The sequence below is a fragment of the Sneathiella glossodoripedis JCM 23214 genome (genome assembly GCF_000616095.1).
Lineage (GTDB): Bacteria > Pseudomonadota > Alphaproteobacteria > Sneathiellales > Sneathiellaceae > Sneathiella > Sneathiella glossodoripedis.
In genome coordinates, this window is sequence record NZ_BAMS01000001.1 from 849572 (window position 1) to 875774 (window position 26203).

Genomic DNA, 26203 nt, shown 5'->3' on the forward strand with positions numbered 1-26203 from the left:
ATGACAGACCTCAGTAAAATCAGGAATTTCTCGATCATTGCCCATATTGATCATGGGAAATCTACACTGGCCGACCGCCTGATTCAGGATTGCGGTGGGCTGGATACCCGCGAGATGCAGCAGCAGGTTCTCGACAATATGGATATTGAGCGAGAACGCGGAATTACGATCAAGTCGCAGACCGTCAGGTTGCTCTACAAAGCCAAAGATGGGGAGACTTATACGCTTAATCTTATTGATACGCCGGGCCATGTGGACTTTGCCTATGAGGTGAACCGCTCACTCTCCGCTTGTGAAGGCTCTTTATTGGTTGTTGATGCCAGTCAGGGTGTTGAGGCGCAAACGCTCGCAAATGTGTATCAGGCAATCGAAGTTGACCATGAAATCGTACCTGTTCTGAATAAGGTTGATCTGCCGGCTGCTGATGTGGACAGGGTTTCCGAGCAGATCGAGGATGTGATCGGAATTGATGCCACGGACGCTATTGCAGTATCTGCTAAAACCGGTCTGGGCATTGAAGAGGTTCTGGAAGCTGTCGTTGCAAAAATTCCACCGCCTGAAGGAGATCGGAACAAGCCATTGCGGGCGCTTCTGATTGATAGCTGGTATGATGCCTATCTCGGTGTTGTCGTGCTCTTTCGGGTGCGGGAGGGAAGTATCCGCAAGGGGCAGAAAATCCGCCTTATGGAAACCGGGGCTTCCTATTTGGTGGATCGCGTCGGTGTTTTTACCCCAAAGGGCCTTATTGTTGATGAGCTGGGTCCGGGCGAGATCGGATTTATGACGGCCGCCATCAAGGAAGTTGCCGACACTAATGTGGGTGATACCATTACCGATGATCGCAATCCGGCAGCAGAACCTTTGCCCGGCTTTAAACCCAATCAGCCGGTTGTATTCTGTGGCCTGTTTCCAGTGGATTCAGCTGATTTTACGGAACTGAAAGCCAGCCTTGCAAAATTGCGGCTCAATGACGCCAGCTTTTCGTTTGAAGCGGAAACATCCGCGGCGCTCGGATTTGGTTTCAGATGCGGATTTTTGGGTCTTTTGCATCTGGAGATCATTCAGGAACGTCTGGAGAGGGAATTCGATCTGGATCTGATCACAACGGCACCATCAGTGGTCTATCACATCTATAAAACCGACGGGGAAATGGAAATGCTACATAATCCGGCGGATATGCCCGATGTGATGAAAATTGATCATATCGAAGAGCCGTGGATCAAAGCGACTATCATGGTTCCCGACGATTATCTGGGGCAGGTTCTGAAATTATGTGAAGACAAGCGCGGTGTACAACTGGACCTGACTTATGCAGGTAACCGGGCCATGGTTGTCTATAAATTGCCTCTCAATGAGGTGGTGTTTGATTTTTACGATCGCCTTAAATCTGTCAGCCGGGGATATGCCAGCTTTGACTATGAAATGTATGCCTATGAAGAAAGTGATCTGGTCAAGCTCAGCATTCTGGTGAACGCTGAGCCAGTAGACGCTCTTGCCATGCTGGTTCACCGCTCTCAGGCGGAAGCCCGCGGTCGTCACTTGTGTGAGCGGCTGAAAGATCTTATTCCGCGCCAGCTATTCAAAATTGCATTGCAGGCCGCAATCGGCGGTAAGGTTATTGCCCGTGAAACCATCAGCGCCATGCGCAAAGACGTTACCGCCAAATGTTATGGCGGTGATATCACGCGTAAGAAAAAGCTCTTGGAGAAGCAGAAAAAGGGTAAAAAACGCATGCGCAGCGTTGGCAATGTGGAAATTCCGCAAAGCGCCTTTGTCGCTGCCTTGAAAATGAGCGACGACTGATCTGGCTCCTGTTGTTCGCGGGTCAGTTTAGATATTTGCGCGGCGCAAATCGGTTGCGCCGATCGCGAAAGAGGATCAGAAACAATACTCCCGGGACCACGAAGATGATCCATGCGGGCCAAAGCAGCAATTCGACAATGATCGGATCCCATAGTTGCGCAAACAGATAGCGTTGCACCACCGCCTGCACAAGGTTGAGGCTTTTGGCGTCGAGATCGAACCAGAGCTGACCAAGGAGCTGCGGTGCCCACTCGCCAGCCTTTAGCGATGCCAGCAGTTCATTGCCCAGCAACATAATGCCGAGCATGAGACATAACCAGCCTAATATGCGTCCGATAATCACAATTGCCCCGCCCTTCTGACACGCCCTGATCGTGCCTCATCGTCCTGACAGCTTAAGAGGAACTGAAGGCAAGTGCAATATCCCGCTTGCTCAGGGAAAATCGCCCGATTTTGTTTTGCAGGCTTGCATTCTGTGTCTTGTTGGGTATAGTCCCCCGGTCCCGTCCGTGGACCTATGTGGAGAGGTGGCCGAGTGGCTTAAGGCGCACGCCTGGAAAGTGTGTATACGGGAGACCGTATCGGGGGTTCGAATCCCCTCTCTCCGCCAGAACCCTGTTTTTCAGCATCCCCTAAAATTCGCTAATGTCCTTCTAATCCCCAGTAATCCTAGGGTGTTTAGTCCGTAATTGTTCATTGATATTTTCTAATGTTTATAGGTGACGTCTGATTAAGTATGGGTAGGAAGATTGGTAGAGAATGCGTTAAATGTCCTACCAGCCGGGCTGCAAGCCTATATTTATTTAGAATAAAAAGAAAAAATACATAAGGCATTCTCTTAACGGATGTGTATTGTGACATGAAATTTTGCTTTGTTTTCGGACGTTTAGTTGTTTGTTTTTTTGCACACTATTTACCCGAATTTCGAAAATTCAATAGTCCTGATGTTTACTTGAGCAGACCATTGGTGTTTCATATTCGAAAATAAAATCGAATTGGAAGAGCGAGCAATATGCACAAAATGCTGTTGATATTCGTATTGGCTATTTTTTGTCGTCGGTTGTCAAACGATGACAAAAAAAGAGGCAGCTTTTCAGCAGGCATTAGACGCTAAAAGCCCTAATACTCTGAAAGAGTATGTCAACGATAAAACCATACTGAGAAACTTGTATCAGTTCGAAAACGCTGTTCTCTATTTTTCACCTAAAGGTCATGGTTATCTGTGGGTAGAAGGTACGTATGTTCCGGAGTACTTCACATGGAGGATAGAAAAACTAGAAGCTATGTATGAGCTGTGTTTGTCACATCCTGATTTATTTGCAGCACTCCAATCTAGCCGTAGAGTTTATGGTAATAAGGACCAGTACTGTAGGCCTATGAGTGTCTTTCTCTCTAGGGTGAAGGAGTTTCGTGAAACTGACATTTTTAAACTGTCTTCTGGTCGTATCCCATTTATTAGAAAGACACCCCACCACAATCTGGGTGAGTTATTGGAATTATCATACGGTAAATAGTCTATGTTCCTGTAGTAGTGGAGTAAGTCATGCAAGGATTGCGATTCTGTTAGGTATTCCCTGTACGATTTGAACGTGTGACTATCTGATTAGAAAAGTCATTTTTGGATTCCCTAATTGATAGGGCACCTGTTTTTTATAAGTTAAACTTTCACAAAATCCTAAATTTTCCGTCTGAAATTACTACGATTAAAGGGGGCAATCATATTTTGGTTGGGAAATTTATTATTTGGTTATTTAAACAATACTGCTTTACCAATGGGGTGCTTCTATCTAATCTGCTGAGGAAAATTGCCCTACTCATAAGAATATTATGCTTCTTTGCGAATTCTCCAATACGCGTGACAACAATTTCAACTTAATTCGAATACTTGCTGCCTGGCTTGTGTTATTTTCACATTCATATGCCATCGTTTTTGGGGGGGGGGAATTTGAACCGTTAAGGTGGCTTGGCGTGACCTGGGGTGGCATCGCTGTCGATGTATTTTTTGTTACCAGTGGGTTCCTGATTACGCAAAGCCTCACTCGTTCGAGTTTACTTTCCTTCGCGTTAAAACGGGCACTGAGAATATTTCCGGCCCTCATCGTTGCTGTATGCCTCATGGTTGTGCTGCTGTCGGATGATCTTTTCTCATTCGAAACGCTGAAATTCTTCGTTAAAAATACTACCCTGTTTTTAGGCGTGTCTTATACGCTACCCGGTGCGTTTATTGACACCCCTTTAGGTCCTGCAGTGAACGGGTCTTTGTGGACACTTCCTTGGGAAGTTCGCTGCTATGCTGCAGTGATATTGGTGACAGCCTTCAGGCCCAAGTTGATGACGCCTGTTGTCGCTATTGGCCTGATGCTATTTGCCCATCAGAGCGAAGCGGCACGTATTTGTGGGTTTTTCTTTGTTGGTGCCTCAATATTCCATTTCAGAGATAAAATTGTAATTACCCATTGGCTTGCAGCGGGATTTTTGGTCGCTTTGCTCGTGTCCTTGAGCGATCCAAATATATTCAGGTTCGTTTATCCTTTTGCGCTCCCATATTTTGTATTTTATCTGGCATATGTTCCGGAAGGTTCGATCAGAAAATTTAATAAGTTCGGTGATTATTCATATGGAATGTACATCTATGCATTTCCTATTCAGCAGGCACTCACACATGTAACGCAGGATGTGTATCTGCATATCATTCTCGCAACTGTGATGACATTCGTTCCCGCCTTCCTGTCATGGCATTTGATTGAAAAACACGCTATCAATCCAGACTTTAGGGCCAGATTAGTATTGCCGCTAAAAGCTATTCGGAAGGGCGGTTGAGGTGACGGTCTACGATTGTATCATAAACGCCCGTCTCTTTTAGCGTTTTAAGGCCGGTGTTGACGGTCTGAATGATTGCTTCTGCGTTGGGATGTTGTTTACTGATCAGGAAATGCATGGTTGAGGGAGCCCATTCAATGGGTAGCCGTTTGAGCTTTTCCTCGCTCCCTTTTTCTCTTCTGAACATATCCGCGGAAACAATATTATTCCAAACCACGAAATCGCATCGCTTTATCAGAAGCATTCTCAGGCTATAAGTATTTTCCAGTGTTCGGATGACGTTAATTTTTCCGCTATTCACCTGATCCCTTAATTCTTCGGGGATGGAATATCCCTCCGCCCTGCAAAAGCGCAGCCCATCAAGCTCTGCTTCTGATGAGGGGGTTTGCAGTAAATCCCGAGATACGAAAATGCTGGCTTTTGTGGCATATAGCGGGTCGGAAAACAAAAAACTCTTTTTGCGTTTTTCTGTCTCGTAATAAGGAAATATACCATCGTGCACACCGACCCGGGCTTCTTGATAGGTTCGTTTCCATGGCAAATGAATAACGGTGTGTGGAATATTGGATAATTTAAAAATTTCGGTGATGATTTCAGTTACCATACCACCTGAAGGCAGGTTTTCATCGGCAAATGGGGGGAAATTGTTCCCTGTCGCAAGCGAGAGAGGTTTTTCTGTCGCACTCGCTGTGTTGTAGAAAAGGAAAATTGTGAGAGATAAAATCAGGCATTTGTAAGTAAGCAGCCGTAACTTGGCAGGGAATGCAACTGAATTTTCTGACATGGTTACCTCTCTTAATAGGATACCTGAATGACATCCCGTCTTGATTAGGGGTTTTGGCGGTCCTGTATTTTGAAACTCTGAAAAGTCAGATAGAACGTGTTGGTCAAAAGGCAATTTGTCAAAATGAACTTTGCGAGCATTTTGTTGGCAGTTCTTTGACCCTCTAGTGTCATTGAAGGTAGCTTAATTGGCAACAACAACTCGGTTACGGCCTTGATCTTTAGCATCGTAGAGTGCTTTGTCGGTTAAGCGTAGGATATCGAGGCTGGACCGGGCCCCGTTCAAGCATTCTGCAACTCCGATACTGGTGGTTATTGAAAAGGCAGTTCCTTGATCTTCCAGCTTAAGTTGAGCAATTTTTTGTCTTAGCATTTCAGCGAATTCAAGTGCCATCTTCAAAGAGTAGCCGCGCAACAGAATTGCAAATTCTTCTCCGCCCAGTCTGCCAAAAAATCCGTTTTTAGGGAGAATTTCTTGACAGAGGTTCGCAAATTCGATCAGCGCATTGTCACCGGCTTCATGCCCGTATGTATCGTTCACTTTTTTAAAATGGTCTATATCCAGCATTAGCATGGCATAGTTCGCGGCCTTTTTATTGTCGAGAAGGGCCAGATTATCCATGATAAATCTGCGATTGTAGGCACCGGTCAGGGTGTCGGTAATTGAAAGCTTGTGAAGTTCTTCCTTTTGGCGGGTAAGTGTTTCATTAGCCTTATTCAAGGCTTCCCTCGTAAAATAAATTTCTTCGGCCAGATCCACATTATCCATAGCAACGCTTTCCAAGCGTTCCTTTTCATCGCGGCAATTGGCGAGATCACCCTTGAGTATGAGATTTTGTTCCTCATGCTGGGCAATTTCCTGTTTGAGGAAGCAAACTTCTTCGCTGTCGCCATCGGAAATTTCAAGGCTGAATTTTTTGCGCGTCTGCTTTTCATTATGCGCGGCAAAAATTGCTTTTACTTTTTCGACACTGAGTTCACTACTCATGAGATAATCCGCCCCCTCTTGGCGCCAAGTGGGGCGACTATAGGGAGTTTAGGTAAGTGAAAGGTTAATAAATAACATTTTTCAATAAAAATGTTACAGAAAGAGGACAATCAACCAATCGCTTCTGCCTTGTTGGCGATACCAACAGTAATTTTTTTGAAGAGTTGATCTGCGCTGTGAAGCATATGGAACGTAGTTGTGTGAAGTTCGTCATAAGAAATATCTTCATCAAGAATCCGATTGCCGGCATCTTCACGTGAGTGAGGGAAGGCTTCCTCAAGCGTTTGTAACGCTGGCTGCATGTTAAAATGCAAAAGATCCGAATATACTGCTTCCATGGAAATATGGGGGCGATTACTGAAACGAGGGATCGTCATGAAGAGTTGCAGGCAATGGTACATCACCCCAATACGGATCGCGTGTAACAACCTAAGGCAACTGTGATCTTCATCAGTTGAGGAAAGGGGTGTTTTGGAATCATTTTCGCGGATGTTCTGGATGCAGCGTTTGAAATCCAGATTGTCTCTTAGCAACAGCCGCTCCACGGATCTGAGGGCATCGCATCGGTTTTCATTTTCCAGATGACGAACGATCCGGCGCATTCGGCTGCGGCTGTTCCGGTTTTCTTCCACGACAGCTCTTTTCAGCCAGATCATGGGATCAAGAACGCTGATGTAGGCGCCCAGAATGTCAATATCACTATAACTTTCAGCCTTACTTGCAACCTCGATAAGTGATTGAAGGCGGTGAGAGCGACTGTGCATTTTGACCAACTGGTCCATGTTTTTCTTGAACGAGCATCCGACGCCGCCGACCGAATTTGCCAGATATCCTATCTGCTGCAAAATCGCGTTATTGGGGATTGCCCGGATTTGGGACGGGTGATCCAGCTGGCGATCGGCCTGACCTTCATGCTGCCGTTTTACCGCGCGTGAGCCAGTGGGATATAGAAAATTCTGTGCAAACATACCCAGAAGCTTCGCGTAGTTGGGATTATCCACCAGATCACTATTAAAAGTTTTCAAATTCAGGAAAAATTCCAGCGTGGCATCTTCTTCCTGATAAAAGACATCATCGCTTGGAAAGTTTTCTTGCCAAAGCGTTTCCAGTATTCGGGTAAATGTGGCGAGGGCGAAATCCGGATTTTCGAAGAATAGAAAACCGTCCCCGCCTTGAAAACTGGTTTCCTGAAGGAAGGAAATGCCTTTTTCCTGTGCCAGTTTGCGCACTTGCGGCGGGGTGAAATAATTGATCCGTTCAGCCAATGTCGAATGACCGCCCCCACGGCCTACAGATTCACCATGGGTGTCAAAAAAGACCACTTCGATATGGTTAAGTCCCTCGTTCGCCATCAAATTAATCAGTTTGATTTTCAGACGCTCAATAGCCATAGAGGCGGAAACCTGACCAACAAAACGCCCGGCATCTGAGTAGCCAACCTGGACACACAGACGACCTGTTTTTTCAACATAGTCGCGATAGTGTCGGTTTTCGAGAAGTTCGGCGATGACTTTATCAGCCTTCAACAGGGCAACATCCGTCTCAAACAACGGAGAGATGTCGACATTTGCCTCTACATTGAAGAAGCGAGCGAAATACAGCGCACTGAGCTGCGTGAAAGAGCTTTCTGTTTCGGCAATCAAAAACCGCACACGGTCTTTGGGTGCAATGAATTTCTTCATCAGTGAAATGAGCATGAATAACCGCCGGGCTGTTGTTGGCTCATGCTCAATATTGAGGACTGTGACTTCGTGGGGTTTAACGGTGTCGAGTTTTTCAGAAATCCGCTGAAGGTAGTTTCTACGGACCAGGCTTTCATCCGGATCGCGGTCCATATCAATGAGACTGCGAACGGCATTATGTATTTGCGTACTGTTCAGGCGAACATGGATACGGGCATTCCCCTCGTCAAAAATAACCATCATGGATTGCAGGATCTGCACGGATCTTAACAAATCGTCTGGCAAGTCCTGTTCGCGCAAACTCGCCAGATATGGGCCAAGATCTTCAAGCACTGAAAGATCAAGTTTTTCCAGCTCGTCATGAACGTTGTTTATGTCATCGTTGCAGTTAAAAATAGCGATTTGCTGCGCAAATAGATCCCGTTTTCGGCTGATCACTTCAAAAAGATGCGCGTGGCTTTTGGGGGCAATTATTTTAAGATCTGCAAGGTCAGACTGCAAATAGTCCAAATAATAAATCTGCTGATCTTCAGCCATCTTCAAACGTTTGATAAAACTGGACTGCCAGGTAATGTCACTACGACCATCCAGATCAAAACCAACCCAGTTTGCAATATTTACCGGTTGGGGAGTGAAGCTATGTGTGGCGTCGGGCCAGTGCTCTTCTGCTACTTCATAAATAATCTGCAGGATTGTTTTTAGAGCGTCGCGCGCAGAATGAATTGCATGGACGGCAAAATCGAACTCTTCGTCCAGCGTGACGCCCTCTGGGACTGTCAAATCATCCGGTGCAATGTCACCGTGAATAAGGGCGCAAAGCTGACTGTATCCTTGCTCGGTCAAGGTGAAGGTTGGGTGGGCCGTAAAGACAACACCGTAAGTCAGCCGTTGCATTTTCTGAGCGAAAGTCTCGTAGTCTGAGTTGGCGGCAATGGCAGTTAATAGGGTGCGAAGCTGCTTCCTGTTTCTGGCGCTGTCCAGTTCTCCAATTTTGGTTTTGAATTTTTCTGCCCGAACTTTCAGGCTGCGGGCATTCAGAACATTCACTGCGCCATGCAATTCGTTCAATGTGATTTCAGAAGTCTGCAGGTCTTTTGCAACGGCAAGACTGAGTGTCAGAATGGGGTTTGTAAAACTGTCAGGCTGTTTTGCTAGTTCTTCGGCATGAGAAAGCCTCTCATGCAGTTTTTGAAGGTAGGGGTTGCTAAACGGCTGAATGTGTTTTGGTTCTGACATAAAGTTTTCCACTGTTTGACGCCGGAATACCAACATTTAGGAATTGAACTAAATCAGTACAAGCTGTTGGGGATCCATATGGGGCATTTATGACATGGCTTCGATCTTCTGCCAAGAAACCATCAGAGAGATTGAAACAAATTAATCCGGTTTATGACGGTAAGTAATAATCATTGGTTCTGCTGGGGATTGGTATATTTGTCGACGACTTGAAGGATCTGTTCTTCGGTAAACGGTTTAGTGACCACGTCGTTCATTCCCGCGTCCAGGAATTGCTTTCTACTATGATCAAAGGCGTCTGCGGTGAGTGAAATAATGGGGAGTGACTGCAACCCATCCAGATTGCGAATATGGTGCGTCGCTTCCATTCCATCCATTTTTGGCATGTGTATGTCCATCAGGATAATGTCTGCCCAGTGCTTTTTAGCTTCCTGGAGTGCCAATTCACCATTGGTGACGTGAATTACATGATGACCGGCATTTTCCAAAAAGGCGACGATAATAGCTGCATTTACTGGATTGTCTTCTGCGACGAGGACTTTTACGCAGGTAGAGGCGGTTTTTTCTGTTGATATCTCTCTGCCACTGAGGCTGCTATGAGTGATGTTTTCCTCGCTAATTTTGAAGGGGAGGATGACTGAGAACTCAGAGCCGATGTCTAGCGTGCTCCTTACAGCGATCTGCCCGCCCATGAATTCGGTCAATTGTTTGACGATGGAAAGACCAAGTCCGGTGCCCCCAAATTTTCGAGTGATTGAATTGTCAGCCTGATTAAATGGTTCGAATATGCTATCGATCTTATCTTCAGCTATGCCAAGGCCTGTATCTGATACAGTAAATTTATAAGCCAATCTGGCTTTCGATACCTCAAAATCTTCGAATTTTTCGATCCTGACGCTCACACTGCCCTTGTCGGTAAATTTAATCGCGTTCGTTACCAAATTGGTGAGTATTTGCCTGAGTTTTACAGTATCTGCTTTCAGCGGAATGTCATCAAACTTGGGAAATTCAGTTGAGAAGGTCAGGTGCTTCTCTCTTGCGAGTGTTTGAAAGGGCGTCAGAATGTGATCGAGGAACTCAGTGGGGTCAAAAGTCACTTCTTCCAGTTCCAACCGGCCGGTTTCAATTTTGCTCATATCCAGAACGTCATTTACGATCGAGAGCAGGGATGACCCGGATTCAAGTATTGTCTTTACGTGTTGCCGCTGGTCTTTATCAAGTTCAGTTTTTTGCAGGACTTGCGCAATGCCAAGAACACCATTGAGAGGCGTGCGGATTTCGTGGCTCATGGTTGCCAGAAAATCAGATTTTGCGCGGGTCGCCGCCTCTGCCTGTTCCTTGGCTATGGATAATGCCGCTTCGTTTTTTTTCTGCTCATCAATGTTATAGATCCAGAAGAGATGGCAGGGTTCACCCTTATATTCAAATGGTTTCCAGCTAATTGAGACCCATATTTCATGTCCTTGCCTATGTTTGCCGACTGCTTCCATCTGCTCGACATAGCCCTGCTGTCGATAGATTTCCATAAATCTCTCGCGGTCTTTGGGGCGGGCCCACATGTCAGCAGCTTTGTGCCCTAATATTTCTTCATGGGTATAACCGAGCAAATTGGAGTATTTGGAATTCGCATATTGAATGGTTGAGTCCGCTTCACGGGTAATGCCGATTGCTACAGGGCTTGCTTCAAAAATTTGTTTGAGGCGTTGTTCGTTTTCATGAGTAAGTTTCGCTGCCCGTTTTCTTTCCGTAATATCTGAGAGCCAAAAAAGTTCTGCATCAAGATCATTGAATCTGACAGCTTGAGAATTGATCAGCGCCCACAGGTGTGAACCATCAAAGCTTTTCAGTTCAACTTCCGCATCAGCAAAGAACTCTCGTTTCCTGAATTTTTCCAGTAGTTGCTGATAATGAGATTTATCCAACCAAATATCGGAAAGATTCAGATCACTGCTTCGAAAATTATCGGGAACGGCCAGCATTTTCAGGAGGGATCTGTTGCAGTAAATGACTCTGGCGGATTGGTGACTGACAATGAAAGCCCCTAATGGACTATTGTCCAGAACCTCTTGAATACCCGTTACTTTATTTTCTGGAGCCAGCAAAAACTTTAACCTGATAGTTCGATATAGTTCCCAAGCAAGAAACAATAGTGCACCATCGAAGTTGATAAATATTTAAGAAATTCCTGAATAACTTTGGTCGGTTGCCGGGTTTCAATCAGTGTTAAGCGGCGTGATTGGAAAGCCCCACTCTTTCGGCTGAAAAAATCAAGCTTGCCATTGTCCCCTGGCCTACGTGGCTTTTAATCTGAAAATCGCAGTCATGCAGTTTGGCGAGCGCTTTTACAATCGCAAGGCCAAGTCCCGTCCCTTCGGATTTGTTGTGGTGTGCCTGAGCAACTTGCATGAAAGGTTCGGTGATTTTTTCAATCTGATCTTCGGCGATCCCAATACCCGTATCTTTTACACAAATACAGAGTTTGTGTTTTGCGCATTCCGAAATAATGAGTGTTACCTCACCACCAGCCTGAGTGTATTTAATCCCGTTTGATACCAGGTTGAGCATCATTTGCTTCACCGCCCGTTCATCAGCCTTGATCACAGAAGTGTTGGCAGGAAGTCTCAGCTTGAGTGAGATGTCTTTTTTCATGGCTAGGACCGAGCAAATCTTGATCACGTTTCGAGCCACCGAACCAACGTCAATCAACTGCTCATTAAGGTTGTAGCGACCAGCTTCAATTTTGCTCATGTCCAGAATATCACTGATCATGGCCAGAAGATGCTTGCCGCTTTCTAGTATGTCTTCAGCATATTGCCGATAGCGCGGTGGTTCGACCGGTCCGAAAGCTTCCTGGCTGATAAGCTCTGAAAAACCGATAATTGCGTTTAGCGGCGTGCGCAGCTCGTGGCTCATGCCAGCCAGAAATTGCGATTTAACCAGATTTGCATGGTTGGCAAGTTCAGTACTTTTGGCAAGTTGGCGGTTTTGCAGGCGAGTTCGTTTGACGCTTTCTTTCATCAAGCCAACGCGTTACCCATTCCCACATACTGACCGTTGTCAGTGATGATAAATCCGGCAGTCAGCGCGGTTTCATATCCGGTTGTTATCATATGCTCAACCGTATCAATCGTCTCACTTATTTCGACGATCAGAGGTTCTTTGAACATTAATTCTGCTACAGAGCGCTTCCCGTAAACTGCATGTCCAAATTGTGTTGCAAGTTTGATTGTAAGGTCGTCACGGCCAATCAAACCGATTGGATAACCATCCTGTAACACTGCAAAACCGGTAGCACCCGCCAGTCTCCTAAAAAGCTCTGCGGTTTCATGGCAGGTCGTTGTGCTTTGCAGAGCCGGAACGTTGTCCAGTATCACGGCCATTGTCGCCGGTTTATTTTTTGACAGTTCTGATACATTCAATTCTCTGTCTCCAAAACGTGGTAAGCAAACGCGTTTATTGGCGGTTGTTTCAATTTCAGAAACTACACAGATGAAAGCAAAGGCTGTCAAAGGATGTGTTGTGAATTTATTGTGACAAATTAAGTCTTTGTTAAATATCGTAAAAATCAAATTTAGATGGCGCGGCTTTATGTGGGGTTTGGCAGCTTATTTTTTTAACGTTTAACGCTGATTTTAAGAAATTACATTCGTCCCGGTTGGAAAGTGGGTCAGGTTTACAGCGCCGCAATTAGGTGCAGCGTGACTAAACGAATGGAATCGCTATCGCGTCAGATCATAATAGTGTTGCAAGAAATGCGGTAGTTGCGGCAACGATCAGAAGGATTGTAATTCCCCATTTCAAGGCAAAAAGCAAAAACAGGCTGAGTATGAAGATTGAAAGCGCATGCAGGTTAAGTGAGGTTGGATCGGGGATCCAGAAGTAAAACAATCCTGCTTTTTCAAGCGTCACCGATGAAAACAAGACATGTAGTGAAAACCAGACTGACAGGTTTAATATCACACCGACAACTACTGCGGTTATGGCTTTAAGGGCGCCTGAAAGCCGGGGCATTGTGGTCAGTTGTTCAATATAGGGGGCGCCAGCAAAGATCCAGATAAAGCAGGGAACAAACGTGACCCATAATGTGACACCTGCCGCAATAATCCCCCCCATTAAGCCAAATTCTTTGTAACCGGCAATAAAACCAACGAATTCAGTTACAAGGATGAGCGGCCCCGGTGTCGTTTCCGCAAGTCCTAATCCATCAAGCATTTCAGCAGCGGTTAGCCATCCCAGTTGCGTGACTACTTCCTGGCTCATATAGGCCAGAACGGCATAGGCCCCCCCAAATGTAACCATTGCCAGCTTGGAGAAAAATATGCCGATATCTGACAGCAGCGGATAGGGAAAAAATAAATCTATGATAAGAATTGGCGAAAACCAGATTACGGCTCCCACAATGCAGATGGCAATTGTGCGCACAAAGTTTGCTTGCGGCTCTTCGACTGCCAGGGTTTCAGAGCTTTCCAAATTCCAGAAAAAGAAACCAATGACAGCGGCAGAAGCGATCAGCAAAGGAAAGGGGATTGCCAGAAAAAATATGGCACAAAATCCAAGGACAGCTATCATCCAGGCGCCAATACCCTGAAGCGCTTTTCGTGAAATGTTCAAGAGGGCCTGCAGTACAATTGCAAGAACAGCGGCTTTAATCCCAAGGAAGAGAGTTTGCGTGATTTGAAGGTCGCCATAAGAGGTGTAGAGCAGGGCGAGGATAAGCATCACCCGGCGCCCGGCAAAACAAACAGAAGGCCAGCGATTATTCCACCTGATATACCGCGTAACCGCCAACCGGCATAGGTTGCAAGCTGCATGGCTTCAGGTCCTGGCAGTAACATGCAAAAACTCAGAGCTCTGAGAAACTGGGCTTCGGTTAAAAGCTTGCGATCTTCAACCAGCTTTTGATGCATAATAGAAATTTGCGCCGCGGGTCCGCCAAAAGATTGCAATCCAATTTGAGAAAACAGTTTCCAGAAATTTTTGGCGTCTACGGAGTTGAAGCTATTCATTCTGTTGTGCCGGGTAAAACAAGGTTTGTAAATTCGATATAAGTTCAGGGTCGCTTTTAGTGTTCGTGATTACCCTTTTAGGTCAGCTTTGGAAATTTTTTAAAGATTTTTTGAACTTGCGCGTGCTGATCCACGTCAGACTGACAAGGTTTGTGAGTTCTATGACCCAGATTACCGCGGGTTAGAATTCGACAGAAACTGTGGGTAAAAGGCAACACCAGTTCAGGGTTGGAGACTAATTGTGCGCATTGTTGAGCTTTCGCTTATTTGTTTTGTGGGTTGAGAGGTAAAACTACTTAAAATTCCGATTATGACGGGAGGCGGGGACATTTTTCGGAACTTATCGATTTTAGCAATAACCTGCATTTTTTTAATTGTGGGACAAGGTTCAGTAGGTGCTGCCGTACAGGCAGAATTTGTTGCGCCGTCTGCGGGATCAGATGTTGTCCGGATCAAACTTCCAGAAGATATTGATATTTTAACTCTCACCACGTTGGCGGTGGAACTGGATGCGATTGATGTAACCGCAATTTTGTCACTTGATGGAACCGATTTTGTTCTCAAACCATTGAAGCCATTTGCGGCGGGTATTCATCAGGTGCGATTGCTCGATATTACGAACGCTGAAAACCCTGTGGAACTTGGTTCGTGGATTTTCGAAATTCATGGCGGCTCATCTTCAAATGCTGGCGCATTGGCGGATTTACCAGATGAGACTGAATTGTCGCGTGCAGAAGCCATGCTCACAAGTGGCAGTATTCGTTTTGATAGCCTGACAGAGACGAGCCTCAGGTTGGCTGAACGGAATATTACAAATGCCCCGGACAAGGGTATCCTGAGCGGCGCTGGTGATTTCAATGCAAATCTGGAAGTTGGTAAACTGCAACTGCAGTCGCGCGCAAATTACTTCTTGCAAACGGATAACGACAAATCTCTCACCGGGAATGCGCTGGACTTGGGTGAATATGAGCTGTCTTTGAATTATTCAGGAGAAGATCTCGCATTGGGGGCGACGCTTGGCCATCATGATATCGGTGTCCAATCTTTAACGATGAGCGGGTTTTACCGTCGGGGCGCTTCCGTGCAGATTGGTGACGCTGCCGGCCATGTCCGTGCGAAAGCATTTTCGCTTGGCACTGAGTCAATTGCCGGCGGGGAAAACTTTAGCGGATTGAATAACGGTGATGAGCGGATTTCTGGCGGAAGCCTGACAGTGCAGCCCTTTTCGCTTGAGCCGGGGGCATTGAAAATTACGGGTATTTTCTATGATGGCAAGGGTGCGGGTATTGGCGATGGCATAATGGTGACAGAGCCGGTGGCTGAGGGGCGGGGCTGGAGTGCTATTGTTGAAAAATCATTTGCAGATCAACGCATTGTTGCTCGGGGAGAATACGCCCATTCAATCTATGATCAGGATGGTGATGCCGGGTCTGCACCAACCAAAGACAGTGATGCGATTTCAATTTCACTGGACCTGAGGCCGTTTGCATCTCCGCCGATCTGGTTGGGAGATACGGCCGATATATCTCTAGGTGTTTCTTACAACCGGTTGGGAACCTATTTCCAGTCGTTGGCCAACGCAGGCGTTGCAGCTGATCGCGAAGCATATGCGCTCTATGGTTCAATGAACTGGGGCAAGTCTTCGAGTAATCTTCAGTATATTTATGAGACCAACAATGTGGATGGTCTGGAAGCTGTTGCAACGGATTATCTGCATAACCTGTCCTTTTCGACCAATTATGCGATGGAGCCATTCGAAGGCGCAATGAGCTGGTTAGGTACGCCAAGTGTGTATCTGTCGGGGTTTGTCGCAGATGCTGGACGGCTGGATACTCCCAGTGGCTATCTTGGGCCAGGTACAAACAATCTCACGAAATCGCTTACGCTTGGCGGAAATACAAGTGTAGGAAACTGGTCATGGGGAGTGTCACATACTATTTCATCTTATGAAGACTTTACGAACACAAGTAGTGATACGCTGAATAATGGGACTGCTTTTAATGTAAACTGGACAGACTTTGATCGCTTTAACTTTGGAGGCGCAATCCAGTTTAATGTGTTTGAAGATCTGGACGAGAATACAAGTAATTTCGGTACAAATATCGGTGTAGATGTTTCCGCAGCAATAATTCGCGATATTCTGGATCTGAACCTGGATTATAATTTGAACCTTTCAGCGGGAAGCGGCGACCAACCAGATACACATTTGGTAAATGGTGAAATTGAATGGACTTTCCTGCAAGCGGAACCCAATAACCCTGGGATGGCGTTGGCATTGGGCGGTTCGATGGAGAGTAGCAATGGAAATGCTGACAGCGCCGATGATGAAACAATCTACCAGGTCTTCCTTGTTTTTCGAGTTAAGGCTCCTTTCGCCTATGATTACTAGACTTATTGCATTTCTTCTTTTTATTTTGGCACCGGCACTTGCTCAGGCAAATGTTAACAGTGTCACGCCCTCACCTTCCTCTGTAGCCGTTGCTGTTGTTGGCGCTCCTCGCGTGACGGTGACATGGACGGTGAACCGAACAGCAGCTACCACAGCCACAGTTTCAGTTACATCCGCCAATGCTGATCTTAGAGTGGGCGGCGTTGTGGTCTCTACGCTTGGAAATATTTTGTCGCAAAGTTCCTCTTTGATTGGCGGGCAATCCGAAACTTTAAGATTTACCGAAACCCTTGTGTTAACTCCTGCGCAAGCAAACACTGTAGCAACCTCTGATGCGGGTAGTGTTACCATCACCCGAACATTCACCGATACTGAGACTACGCTTGTTGGAACAATGCAAGTCGCGGCAGGGGGCGGCAATACAGGTGATTTGCAGCTAAGACGAATTGATCTGTCGTTTGAAAATGATGCAAGAGCAGACGTCATCCGGCAAGGAGATAGGCAGCGCGCAGTTGCTCGGGTCAGTTATCGCAGTTCGGGTTTGCTCAAAGGAGAGTGGAGAATTGTTGACCCCACGAGCAATTATGGTTCTGCCCGATATCGGATATTGCAGGTGGTCCGTCAGCAATTGGTCAGCTCGGGTCAGGGTGAGACACGTATCGTCAGTCCACCTTTACCAACTCAAAAAAATGGATTGTATCTGGTTACTTTCGTTGCCGAAGATGAGAGCGGAGTTCTTGATTTTCCGGTCTTGCGTTATTTCGTGTTACAAGGATCAACTGAAGCACCGGTTGAAAATCTGGATGTTGTATCGCCTGCTGAGGGGGCTATCCTTGCAACAGATACAGTTTTTTCGTGGTCATATGTGAAGGGCGCCTACGCCTACCAAATCGAACTGTTCGAGCCTGCCAGTGAAGATATCGTTACTGGAAAACTAGTTGGAGCCGAAACTCAGAATTTGAACTTTTCTGTATTCTCACTGGATCGATTAAAGCCCGGTCAAGTCTATGATTGGCGTCTTAGAGCTATTGATCGAGGTGGAAAAATCTTGGGTGTATCAGCGCGCCGTAAAATTATGATGCCCCAATAGGCAGCTAACATATGACAGCAACGGACACAGAATTGATCAGGAAAATCAGTGAAGGCGATGAGAAGGCTTTCGCTGATTTTTATCGTATGTTTGAAAAACGCCTTTACCATTTTATCAAACAAAAATTGAACGATCCGTTTGAAGCAGCCGACATACTAAATGAAACTTTCTTGGAAGTCTGGCGTAAAGCAGCGACATTCGAAGGAAGATCTAAAGTATCAACCTGGCTATTTGGAATAGCTTATTTCAAAACGGTGGATCGGATGCGTAAAAACGGCAAACTGGTTGTTGGAGATGAGGAAATACCGGAGCAGGTTGATGAAACGGCTGATGCAATGGCGTGTCTCCTCGCCAAGGAAAATGGTGCACATATTCAATTTTGTCTCGAGCAACTAAAACTCGCTCATCGTACTGTTATAGAGTTGGCCTTTCTCAATGACATGGCCTATGGCGAAATAGCAAAAATTGTAAGCTGCCCGGAGAATACGGTGAAAACCCGCATGTTCCATGCAAAGCAGTTGATGAAAAACTGCTTGTCCAACCGATTGGGAGGCACCGCATGAGCAGAAAAATAGAAGAATTGCTTCCGTTTTATGTGAACAACACCCTTGATGAGACGGAGCGAGCGGAGGTTGAAAAGGCGCTGGATAACAGTGAGCGTCTTCGCGAAGAGTTGGAGATTTTGCGTAAATTGCGAAGCGAGATGCAGCAGATTGAACTGGAACAGTCACCAGGCGAATTTGGGCTTAAGCGATTGCAAAATAGTCTGAAGAGTGAAATCGATAAGCCTTCCGCCGAAATAGCAAATGACAACAGGTCAGCTGTATTCTGGCGAGTTGGAGCTGTGGCGGCTTGTTTGTTGCTTGCAATTCAGACTGTGATGTTTGTACCAGATTGGAGCGGCGAAGACCTGGATGCGGCGAGTGGTGTGAGCGTTCAGCCTCATGGAGTGCTTTACAGTATTACCTTCGCCCCGGATGCCCGTGAAGAAAATATGCGATCGTTGATGCTTTCGCTAAATGCTCGGTTTGTTGACGGCCCATCAGTCTTGGTGTTTACAGAGTATCCATTCCAGGAGAGAGGGAAGCTGTGCTCAAGAACTTGAGAGCTCGCATCCACCTGATTGAAAGTGTTCAGGTTGATCAGCCTGAAAAACTGGAAAAATGAAACGGGTTCTGATCAGTTTATGCTTTGTATTTTCCCTGGCAGGGTTAGCCGTAGCACAAACAGGGACCAGTCAGCCTGACCCAGTGACGCGGTCCAATGATTTTCAAGTGGTTGATCCCGATAGGGAACCGAAGAGAAGAATTCCCGCTACAGGCCCGGCCTCAACTTTACCAGGAGCTGCTCCTCATCGTCTGAGTACGGATAATGAACCAGCCTTTTTGGCAAGTAGTCCCGGTTGTATCCGACCCAATGAAATTCTGTTGGTTTCAGGTGAGCGATTATCTGTTTTGCAGATTGAAAACGCTTATTTACAGCAGGGCTCTTTATCCATTCCGCTCAAATTGCTCAATCGGAGTGATCGCCAACTGGCGTTTAGATTGCCAGCAGCAATCCCGGATGAAAATAGTGAATATAGCCTAAGTCTCCATGATAAACGCAGAGGGAATATTCTCTCAGGTTTAAAGGTGAGTGCATGTCCGGTAATCACAGTTGCACAAGTAGAAAGCGGTCAAGAGTTACTGGTATTTGGCGCACTGGAAGTGCAGGACCCTGTGCGGGCAGAGCTTGAAAATTTGGGAGTGGTGATCGGGCAAAGTTACTCTCTTGTCGGGTTAGGCCAGTTCATGTTTGTCATACGCAGTCAGGAGCTCACAAGTCTGAGAGATCAACTGAAGGATAAATTTCCGGATGTATTGATTGATCAAAATCTGGATTTAGAAGCGTCGGCTGCTAAACCGCGTCTATATGCAGCCCGCATGATTGGCTGGGAAAATAGTCAGCGTTGCGGCGATACTAATGCTTCTTTGAAAATCGGGTTGCTTGATGGAGAAATAGAAATTTCACATCCTGCCTTTAAGGGAGGTGGAATTGTTACTCATGATTTCATTGTTGGGCGCGAAAAAGACAATTCACATGCAACGGCAATCGCGTCCGCTCTGATTGGTCATGCGCCGGAATTGGGTATACAGGGATTATTGCAAAACATAATTTTGCATAATGCGATTGTTCTGCGTCAAAGGCAGGACGGAGTGGCAAAAGCAAGTGTAGAAGCAATAGTGCTCGGGATGGACTGGATGATAACCAGTGGCGTTCGCGTTGTAGGGATTTCACTGGCAACTTTACAAGAAAACAGGGTTTTGGAAAAAGTGGTTTCGATAGCGAATTCCAAAAGCCTGCTGATTTTTGCCGCGGCGGGTAACTTTGGGCCTGAAGCAAGGCCTTCTTACCCGGCAGCCTTGCCGGATGTTTTTGCGATTACGGCAGTGGATGCTGCGTTTCGTTTGTTTTCAGGAGCTAATACCGGACGATATATCGATTTTGCTGCACCCGGTGTTGATGTTTGGCTCGCGATGGCGGATGGAAAAGCTGGTTATCAAACAGGTACCAGCTTCGCGGTGCCCTACGCGATGGCAGTTGCTGCCAATTATTTGAAGCGAAATACTGCTCTTTCAAGGCAGGTGCTTGAAAAAGTTTTGCAGCAAGGATCTCGTACCTTAAGCGCGAACAGCGAGTTATTTCAACTACGTCTCATTCAGGTGGCATGCTGATCCTATTTCAAATGTTTTCCAAGAAACTCGGATATTAGGTCCTTGGCTTTATTATGTGCGTTTTCAGAGTAATGATTGCTTTCGAACCACAAGGGTTCAAGTTCCGTCTTTAAGGGTTTGCGATATGCTGGATCATCGAAAAAGTGGGTTGCACCTTTGAGCAGATGCAATTCAATCTGCTCTCCTTTTGAAGAAGAACTTTTTGACAGTTTTTTGCAGGTGTCGATCGTCATTAAATGATCCCGATCGCCCGCCAGCATCATAACTGGTGCTGAAAATACCCGGTCAGATGAACAGTTTGGGTATAGGGCTACACCTGCCGTGAAGCCTTTGTTGGTTTGAGCAAAAGGGTGGTTTTTGCTGAGAATGGCGAGGGTTCGGCTGGCTCCTTGATCAAATCCGAGTAGGGCGATCTTGTTTGGTGCCGCATATTGGTTGCTGATAAGATATTGGGCTGCGCCCAGTGTGTCCTCGATTGTCGGGACTGAGGCGAGGTCCTTAAAATTGCGCGCGCGCCGTGAGCCATAGTGGTCAATTACCAACGCATTATAACCCAACTCGTTAAGATGTTGCGCCCAATCGAGATGCGAAGCCTGCAGTCCGTTTACGCCAGGAAGTATGATAACGGCGGCATCGCTGTTCGGAACTACTGCCAGTTTACCACGTACATCGCTGTTGGATTTCTGAATATCTTCGATAGCTTCTTTTCCCAATCGTTGCTGGCGGAATTCAGAAATGTCGTACCGGGCCCCGGCAAACGAAACATCTGTGAGTGCATTCTTTGCAGGTAGCTGTGAAGGCGTGTAATTGCTGATGAAAATAATTAACGCCAGAATGACGAAGCGTAACCGGAACGGCCTGGTTGAAACGGTCTGCATTTCTTACCTCGAAGGAAAAGAACGACATGTATTCAACTCATATAGAGCGAAATAAAAGGGAAGGAATACTGATTGTTTATTGGATCTAAATTTCCTGCTAATTAGATGAGAGTCCCAATTTTTTGCAAGTATCACCTATGATTTCACGGATACAACCCGCCATTGTTAAAGTTACTATTCTTGTTGCACTTATTTTTAATGTAACTTTGTTGGAAACAGTAAATAAGCTGGCGCTTGCATGTGAGGCTGGTTCCGTTCTTGAGATGGCTCAGATGATCGGCACTGACGTTGGTGTTGAAACGAATGATAACGGCGCGATAAAGTCCAAAATATGCGGGATGCTTTTTTGCGATATTCAGTTAATTCAAGAAAATTACCTGTTAAATAGTCACCCTTATAATGTAGTTCAGTATAGCTTTATGATGAGTGAGCTTGCCGGACATGTCTTGCAGCCTCCTAAAGCACCGCCGAAATACTGAAACTGTGGTTACAGAGGCGCTACTTCGCCTCTGGTTCATATTTGCAGTTTTTATATTCGCGGTGGAGGTGAAATCGTGAAATTAACTATTATCATCGTAAGTGTCTTAGGCGTTCTATTCGGTTTGTACTTTTTGGTCTCCAAAGCTGGAGAAGAGGAGGAAGCCATTGTTACGCAAAATCGGGTGTCTCAGGTTTCAGCGATTAATGGGCGGAGTTTGTATGAGGAAAACTGTGCTTCCTGTCATAGTGTGAATGGGCGAGGAACCGAGAACGGCCCTCCTTTTCTGCATAAGGTCTATGAAAGCAGTCACCATTCTGATGCCGCTTTTTTGCGCGCGCCGAAGCAGGGGGTGAGAGCGCATCACTGGAAATTTGGTGATATGCCGCCAATTCCCGGGTTGGATGATGAGGAGATAGTTGCAATTACAGCATACATCCGGCAAATGCAGCGAATGGTAGGCATCAAGTAGTTGTGCTTTTCAATAAACTGTTTTAAATCTTCGGGCAGGTGCTGATGGGGCGCCTGCCCGCGAAAGATGAAGTCACCCATTTTAATATTCAATGCTCACAAATGCAGTTTGCTTTTGAGTTGGCGAAGCGGGAGAGCCAGTCAATAACTTGAAGGTGAAACCATGACCGAGCTTATTCAGGAATTAAAAATTCGTGCGCGTCTGCGCCATAAGTCGCTGCTAGCTGGCGATCATCATGTTTTTAGGCGTCTACGCAAGCGTTTTCCACACGAGCAGGAATTCAGACTCAAACACAGTTTGCATCTTGTCGCTTATGAGAGCGGTTTTGCAGATTGGCCGATGGCATTACGTTATCTGCAGGGCCGATCAAATAACCCGGCTGATGCGGGCAGCTTTTGGTACAGTACAGCCTGTATGACGATCCTTAATCATTGGTTCGCGGATTATGAAGAGGCAAGCGCATTTCTCGAAGATAATGCTATGCACTTTCTGGTTCCGTATAAAAGGCAATTTGTCGTCGTGGACAGAAATTACATGTTGTTAATCGGATGTAATGGATGTGAGACGGCTGGCCGGGGTGTAAATTTAGTAACGGATTATGGCAGTCCGCTTTGGCAACAGTTTGCGGCGCAGCGAATTGGCTTAACCTAAATCAAAACCTAGATGGATGCGGTTTTTGCCGCATCTGTCAATTAGAGCGGAATAGGTAACTTTGCTGTTTAGACTGAATTTCTGGACCAATCGTTCAACATGGGTATTGACGCCCATTTAACCGCCTCATATAGTCTTTCCGGTAAATTTCACATAAACGTGATGTTTAGAGTTAATGAGACGCCGAGATGGGGGCTTCGGCTTTGGCTGCCAGTATATGGGGGTATATTAGGCGCCGGTTGAACCAAGCGGCTTAGCTGGCCGAAGTCACCCAACCGTCTCTACAGTCTTACAGAAAGTATGATTTTCTGTAAACGAGTGTTGCATCAAATTGTGATGGTGGTGACACTCTTTCTAAGAATAGGCCGGTTTTTGACTTCCATAACCCATAATAATTCGTATATTCGCATTTAGTCTAAATATGCGAATATGGAGTCCGCGATGTCAGCTGCTCGAAATGAAGGTCCTATGGTCTTGCCGCGCGCGTTTTCCTTGTTGCGTCTACTTTCAAACATGCAGGATGGGTTGAATTTATCCCAAATTTCCAATCGCTTGGACGTTCCCAAGAGTTCGTTGTTAGCAACTTTGAAGGCTTTAACCGATCAAGGGTTTCTTGTGCGGAGGGGGACGATATATCAATTGGGACCTGAAGCATTTTCACTGGCATCCATCATTCTGGCAGGAAGGTCATTGCGGCAGATTGCCAGGCCATTCCTTGAGAAATCCATGGAGGACTGCGGCGAGACGGTTTTGCTAGCTGAGTTGGCCGCAGATCGTCGAAATGCAATTTATGTAGATTTGGTTGAAAGTCCAAAATCGGTTCGGTTCTCCGTGTCCGTTGGTACTCAGCGACCCCTCTATGCGTCTTCCAGTGGGCGTTTGTTGCTGGCACACATGTCAGACGAAGAGAGGGATGAATATTTATCGACTGTCGAGTTTAAGAAATGGACAGAAGTAACGATAGTCGATCCTGATGAACTTCGAACTCACCTGAAAGAAACTGTGATTAAGGGAGTAGCCGAGACTTATGGGGACTTTACTGCAGACGCGAGTGGGTTTTCATCCCCGGTTTTTAATTCAGATGGGGATGTGGTTGCGGCGCTAACTATTGCAGTTCCGATCTCAAGAGCCTTGCGGGAAAAAGAGAAATTCGCAAAAGCTGCTGTTCATTCTGCGGCGGAAATTTCAAAAATTCTGGGCTTTAAAGGAAGTGTTGAATAATTCGGTTGCGCTCTTATTCAGTTGACAATAAACCGTGTAATTGATTTAATTTTCGAAATTTTTTCCAATAACGGAAAATATTTGGACGTTACTCCAAAAACCCGCAAAACAAAAAACAACAAACGGGATCAAAATGAAAAATCCAATGAGCCTGCAGGGGCATAATATTATCGTAACTGGTGCCGCACAGGGTATCGGCGAAGCTGTTTCCAGACTGGTTGTTGACCTTGGTGGTCATGTAACCATGGTTGATATGCAAGGGGATAAGCTGGAAGCTTTGACGTCGGATTTGGGATCCGAAAATGCTGATTATTATGTAGGATCTGTCGCTGAGCCTGCATTTGTGCAGGATTTTGTTCAGTCCACAATTGAAAAACATGAACGTATCAATGGTCTTGTCAATAATGCCGGTATTGTTCGTGCAGCGATGATCAATAAAATGCCGATTGAGACATGGCAGCAGGTTATCGACGTGAATTTGTCTGGTGTTTTTTACTGTTTGCAGGCAGTGGGCCGTCATATGACGGAACGGGCAAAAGCTGGCGATACCAGTCCGTCGTCAATCGTCAATATTTCAAGTGATGCAGGCAGACGTGGAACCATCGGTCAGATCAACTACGGGGCCGCAAAATCTGGTGTTATGGGCATTACAATGAGTGCTGCTCGTGAATATGCTGCGGATCAAATCCGCGTAAACTCGGTTTGTTTCGGTATTGTTGAGACAGAAATGACAGAGACTATCCGTTCGGACAAATTCCGGGATGGAGTAATGGCGCAAGTCCCAATGAGGCGCTTCTCAACACCTTCAGAGGTTTCAGAGCCGGTCTGTTTCCTGTTGTCAGGTGCCGCAAGTTACATAACGGGTCAACATTTGTCAGTAAATGGCGGTTATACCATTAGTTCTTAACGGTTGCTGAAGTCTTGCCCGGCTTATTTGCTGTAAACCGGGCAAGGCAAATTTTACCACATGGCGACGGGATTAATGATCATTTGCACTGTTCCGCGAATGCGGGCCTGTCCCAGTACAAACATAAACTCTGACACATTTTCCTGTGCCAAGCGCCCGGTATTCATTGTTTCCAGAATGTAGATACCATGATCTTTAAGCAGGGTTACATGGCCATAAAAAAGTTTGTCTCCTTTTTTGGGGGGAACTGCTTCTAATCCCCAGGTGTCTGCGCCAACGGCCATAACATCCAGTTCAGCCAGATAGACGGCTGCGTCATTTGATAGGCCCGGCTCACCTGAAACCCACGCCTTTGGGTCGCTTTTCAATTTGCCATCGGTCCAACCCGTGTGAAAAAGAACCACATCACCTTTTTCAATTTGAACGGATTGCGCCTGTGCGGCTGCCTTGATGTCATCTGCGGTGATGGCCTGTCCAGCGGTCATCACATCCACACCAAAATGTTTAGCCATATTTATCAGAACGGCGCGGCCGACAAGAGGAGGGATTTGATGGACACCCAGTTTGGTCAGTCCAGTAAGTTGTGAAATTTCTTTTTCATCATTGCAATTGTAGTAGTAGCCATCTTCTCCCAGATGACCAAGACCATCAATCTGCGGTCCAATCCCGAACCAAAGTTGAGCGATATCGTCATTATAGTTCCCGGCATATCCAAAGTCTGTCAGTTTTTGGCCGCCTTGCTGATTGGGTTGCACAACTTGAAGCATCATTCCGCGCGGTGGGAAGGCAGGTGTATTTGGATCAATAACGATCCCAAGTGGATGGCTTTCTCCTTTTTTAATGAGCTTGCTCGCTTTGAGAACTTGCTCCGGTGTTACGTGATTTGCGGCACCTATTTCGTCATCGGCCCCCCATTTGGACGGTTTACAGTGATCGTCTGCAACAGCATTGCCTGAAAGCAACAAGCCAAATAGGCCCGCGCCCAATGTTCGAGTAAACTTGTTCATGATTTCTCCCTTGTGAGTGCATTTCCGGAAAGTTTTTGGCCGGAAATTTTCGTTATTATTTGGGTGTACTCACTACTA

24 protein-coding genes and 1 tRNA gene are annotated in these 26203 nt (G+C 46.1%); 14 read left to right on the forward strand and 11 right to left on the reverse strand.

The window, feature by feature from the left end; genetic code table 11:
• Positions 1 to 1803: a translation elongation factor 4 gene (gene lepA / locus JCM23214_RS04275; RefSeq protein ID WP_025897748.1), complete on the forward strand. Its 1803-nt coding sequence runs from the start codon at positions 1 to 3 to the stop codon at positions 1801 to 1803.
• Between the two features lie 22 nt (positions 1804 to 1825).
• On the opposite strand, the gene JCM23214_RS04280 is transcribed toward lepA, so the two are convergent.
• Positions 1826 to 2146: a hypothetical protein gene (locus tag JCM23214_RS04280; RefSeq protein ID WP_199899284.1), complete on the reverse strand. Its 321-nt coding sequence runs from the start codon at positions 2144 to 2146 to the stop codon at positions 1826 to 1828.
• Positions 2147 to 2324: 178 nt separating this feature from the next.
• Here JCM23214_RS04280 and JCM23214_RS04285 point away from each other — a divergent pair.
• The 3 genes from JCM23214_RS04285 to JCM23214_RS04295 all read left to right on the forward strand — a co-directional run bounded on the left by JCM23214_RS04285 (position 2325) and on the right by JCM23214_RS04295 (position 4623).
• Positions 2325 to 2413, forward strand: a tRNA-Ser gene (locus JCM23214_RS04285).
• Positions 2414 to 2873: 460 nt separating this feature from the next.
• Positions 2874 to 3317: a hypothetical protein gene (locus JCM23214_RS04290; RefSeq protein ID WP_025897751.1), complete on the forward strand. Its 444-nt coding sequence runs from the start codon at positions 2874 to 2876 to the stop codon at positions 3315 to 3317.
• A 313-nt stretch (positions 3318 to 3630) separates the two neighbouring features.
• The gene (locus tag JCM23214_RS04295) at positions 3631 to 4623 is read left to right on the forward strand and encodes an acyltransferase family protein (protein WP_025897752.1); all 993 of its coding nucleotides are present in this window, start codon (positions 3631 to 3633) and stop codon (positions 4621 to 4623) included.
• On the opposite strand, the gene JCM23214_RS04300 is transcribed toward JCM23214_RS04295, so the two are convergent.
• The 8 genes from JCM23214_RS04300 to JCM23214_RS23905 all read right to left on the reverse strand — a co-directional run bounded on the left by JCM23214_RS04300 (position 4604) and on the right by JCM23214_RS23905 (position 14318).
• A complete protein-coding gene (locus JCM23214_RS04300; RefSeq protein ID WP_025897753.1) occupies positions 4604 to 5407 on the reverse strand; it encodes a substrate-binding periplasmic protein in 804 nt (267 codons plus the stop codon). The genes JCM23214_RS04295 and JCM23214_RS04300 overlap by 20 nt on opposite strands.
• 183 nt (positions 5408 to 5590) lie before the next feature.
• Complete coding sequence (locus tag JCM23214_RS19015; RefSeq protein ID WP_025897754.1) at positions 5591 to 6394, reverse strand: GGDEF domain-containing protein; 804 nt, start codon at positions 6392 to 6394, stop codon at positions 5591 to 5593.
• A 110-nt stretch (positions 6395 to 6504) separates the two neighbouring features.
• Positions 6505 to 9312: a phosphoenolpyruvate carboxylase gene (locus tag JCM23214_RS04310; RefSeq protein WP_025897755.1), complete on the reverse strand. Its 2808-nt coding sequence runs from the start codon at positions 9310 to 9312 to the stop codon at positions 6505 to 6507.
• A 170-nt stretch (positions 9313 to 9482) separates the two neighbouring features.
• Complete coding sequence (locus JCM23214_RS04315; protein WP_025897756.1) at positions 9483 to 11414, reverse strand: PAS domain-containing hybrid sensor histidine kinase/response regulator; 1932 nt, start codon at positions 11412 to 11414, stop codon at positions 9483 to 9485.
• A 121-nt stretch (positions 11415 to 11535) separates the two neighbouring features.
• The gene (locus JCM23214_RS04320; protein ID WP_025897758.1) at positions 11536 to 12330 is read right to left on the reverse strand and encodes a sensor histidine kinase; all 795 of its coding nucleotides are present in this window, start codon (positions 12328 to 12330) and stop codon (positions 11536 to 11538) included.
• On the reverse strand, positions 12330 to 12731 hold the full coding sequence (locus tag JCM23214_RS04325; RefSeq protein WP_148301764.1) for a CBS domain-containing protein: 402 nt from the start codon (positions 12729 to 12731) through the stop codon (positions 12330 to 12332). Before JCM23214_RS04325 ends, JCM23214_RS04320 begins: the two co-directional genes overlap by 1 nt.
• A 313-nt stretch (positions 12732 to 13044) precedes the next feature.
• Entirely contained in the window at positions 13045 to 14031 is a 987-nt protein-coding gene (locus JCM23214_RS19020; RefSeq protein ID WP_199899285.1) for a chromate transporter, read from the reverse strand.
• Complete coding sequence (locus JCM23214_RS23905) at positions 14031 to 14318, reverse strand: chromate transporter (protein ID WP_199899286.1); 288 nt, start codon at positions 14316 to 14318, stop codon at positions 14031 to 14033. The genes JCM23214_RS19020 and JCM23214_RS23905 overlap by 1 nt, the downstream gene beginning before the upstream one ends.
• Before the next feature lie 376 nt (positions 14319 to 14694).
• Between JCM23214_RS23905 and JCM23214_RS04335 the strand changes: the two genes are divergently transcribed.
• Genes JCM23214_RS04335 through JCM23214_RS22075 form a run of 5 tightly spaced genes read left to right on the forward strand, consistent with a single transcriptional unit; the run spans position 14695 to position 20511 of the window.
• A complete protein-coding gene (locus JCM23214_RS04335) occupies positions 14695 to 16707 on the forward strand; it encodes a hypothetical protein (RefSeq protein WP_148301765.1) in 2013 nt (670 codons plus the stop codon).
• Positions 16697 to 17797 (forward strand): hypothetical protein, encoded by a 1101-nt coding sequence (locus JCM23214_RS04340; protein ID WP_025897761.1) that lies wholly within the window; start codon positions 16697 to 16699, stop codon positions 17795 to 17797. Before JCM23214_RS04335 ends, JCM23214_RS04340 begins: the two co-directional genes overlap by 11 nt.
• 11 nt (positions 17798 to 17808) lie before the next feature.
• Positions 17809 to 18360, forward strand: a complete 552-nt coding sequence (locus JCM23214_RS04345) for an RNA polymerase sigma factor (RefSeq protein WP_025897763.1) — start codon at positions 17809 to 17811, stop codon at positions 18358 to 18360.
• Positions 18357 to 18902: a zf-HC2 domain-containing protein gene (locus JCM23214_RS04350; protein ID WP_025897765.1), complete on the forward strand. Its 546-nt coding sequence runs from the start codon at positions 18357 to 18359 to the stop codon at positions 18900 to 18902. The genes JCM23214_RS04345 and JCM23214_RS04350 overlap by 4 nt, the downstream gene beginning before the upstream one ends.
• A 58-nt stretch (positions 18903 to 18960) precedes the next feature.
• A complete protein-coding gene (locus tag JCM23214_RS22075; protein WP_025897767.1) occupies positions 18961 to 20511 on the forward strand; it encodes a S8 family serine peptidase in 1551 nt (516 codons plus the stop codon).
• A 2-nt stretch (positions 20512 to 20513) separates the two neighbouring features.
• Here the strand turns inward: JCM23214_RS22075 and JCM23214_RS04360 are convergent, their stop codons facing one another.
• Entirely contained in the window at positions 20514 to 21389 is an 876-nt protein-coding gene (locus JCM23214_RS04360; RefSeq protein WP_025897769.1) for a dienelactone hydrolase family protein, read from the reverse strand.
• A gap of 137 nt (positions 21390 to 21526) precedes the next feature.
• On the opposite strand from JCM23214_RS04360, the gene JCM23214_RS04365 reads away from it, so the two are divergent.
• The 5 genes from JCM23214_RS04365 (at position 21527) to JCM23214_RS04390 (ending at position 25118) form a co-directional block, all read left to right on the forward strand.
• The gene (locus tag JCM23214_RS04365) at positions 21527 to 21868 is read left to right on the forward strand and encodes a hypothetical protein (protein WP_025897771.1); all 342 of its coding nucleotides are present in this window, start codon (positions 21527 to 21529) and stop codon (positions 21866 to 21868) included.
• A 75-nt stretch (positions 21869 to 21943) separates the two neighbouring features.
• Positions 21944 to 22339, forward strand: coding sequence for a c-type cytochrome (locus tag JCM23214_RS04370; RefSeq protein WP_025897772.1), 396 nt, complete (start codon positions 21944 to 21946; stop codon positions 22337 to 22339).
• Between the two features lie 162 nt (positions 22340 to 22501).
• On the forward strand, positions 22502 to 22990 hold the full coding sequence (locus JCM23214_RS04375) for a hypothetical protein (RefSeq protein ID WP_025897773.1): 489 nt from the start codon (positions 22502 to 22504) through the stop codon (positions 22988 to 22990).
• 441 nt (positions 22991 to 23431) lie between these two features.
• On the forward strand, positions 23432 to 24211 hold the full coding sequence (locus JCM23214_RS04380; protein WP_025897774.1) for an IclR family transcriptional regulator: 780 nt from the start codon (positions 23432 to 23434) through the stop codon (positions 24209 to 24211).
• Between the two features lie 133 nt (positions 24212 to 24344).
• Complete coding sequence (locus JCM23214_RS04390; protein ID WP_025897775.1) at positions 24345 to 25118, forward strand: SDR family NAD(P)-dependent oxidoreductase; 774 nt, start codon at positions 24345 to 24347, stop codon at positions 25116 to 25118.
• Positions 25119 to 25171: 53 nt separating this feature from the next.
• Here JCM23214_RS04390 and JCM23214_RS04395 read toward each other — a convergent pair whose 3' ends face one another.
• Positions 25172 to 26125: a cyclase family protein gene (locus tag JCM23214_RS04395; protein WP_025897776.1), complete on the reverse strand. Its 954-nt coding sequence runs from the start codon at positions 26123 to 26125 to the stop codon at positions 25172 to 25174.
• Between the last annotated feature and the right edge of the window lie 78 nt (positions 26126 to 26203).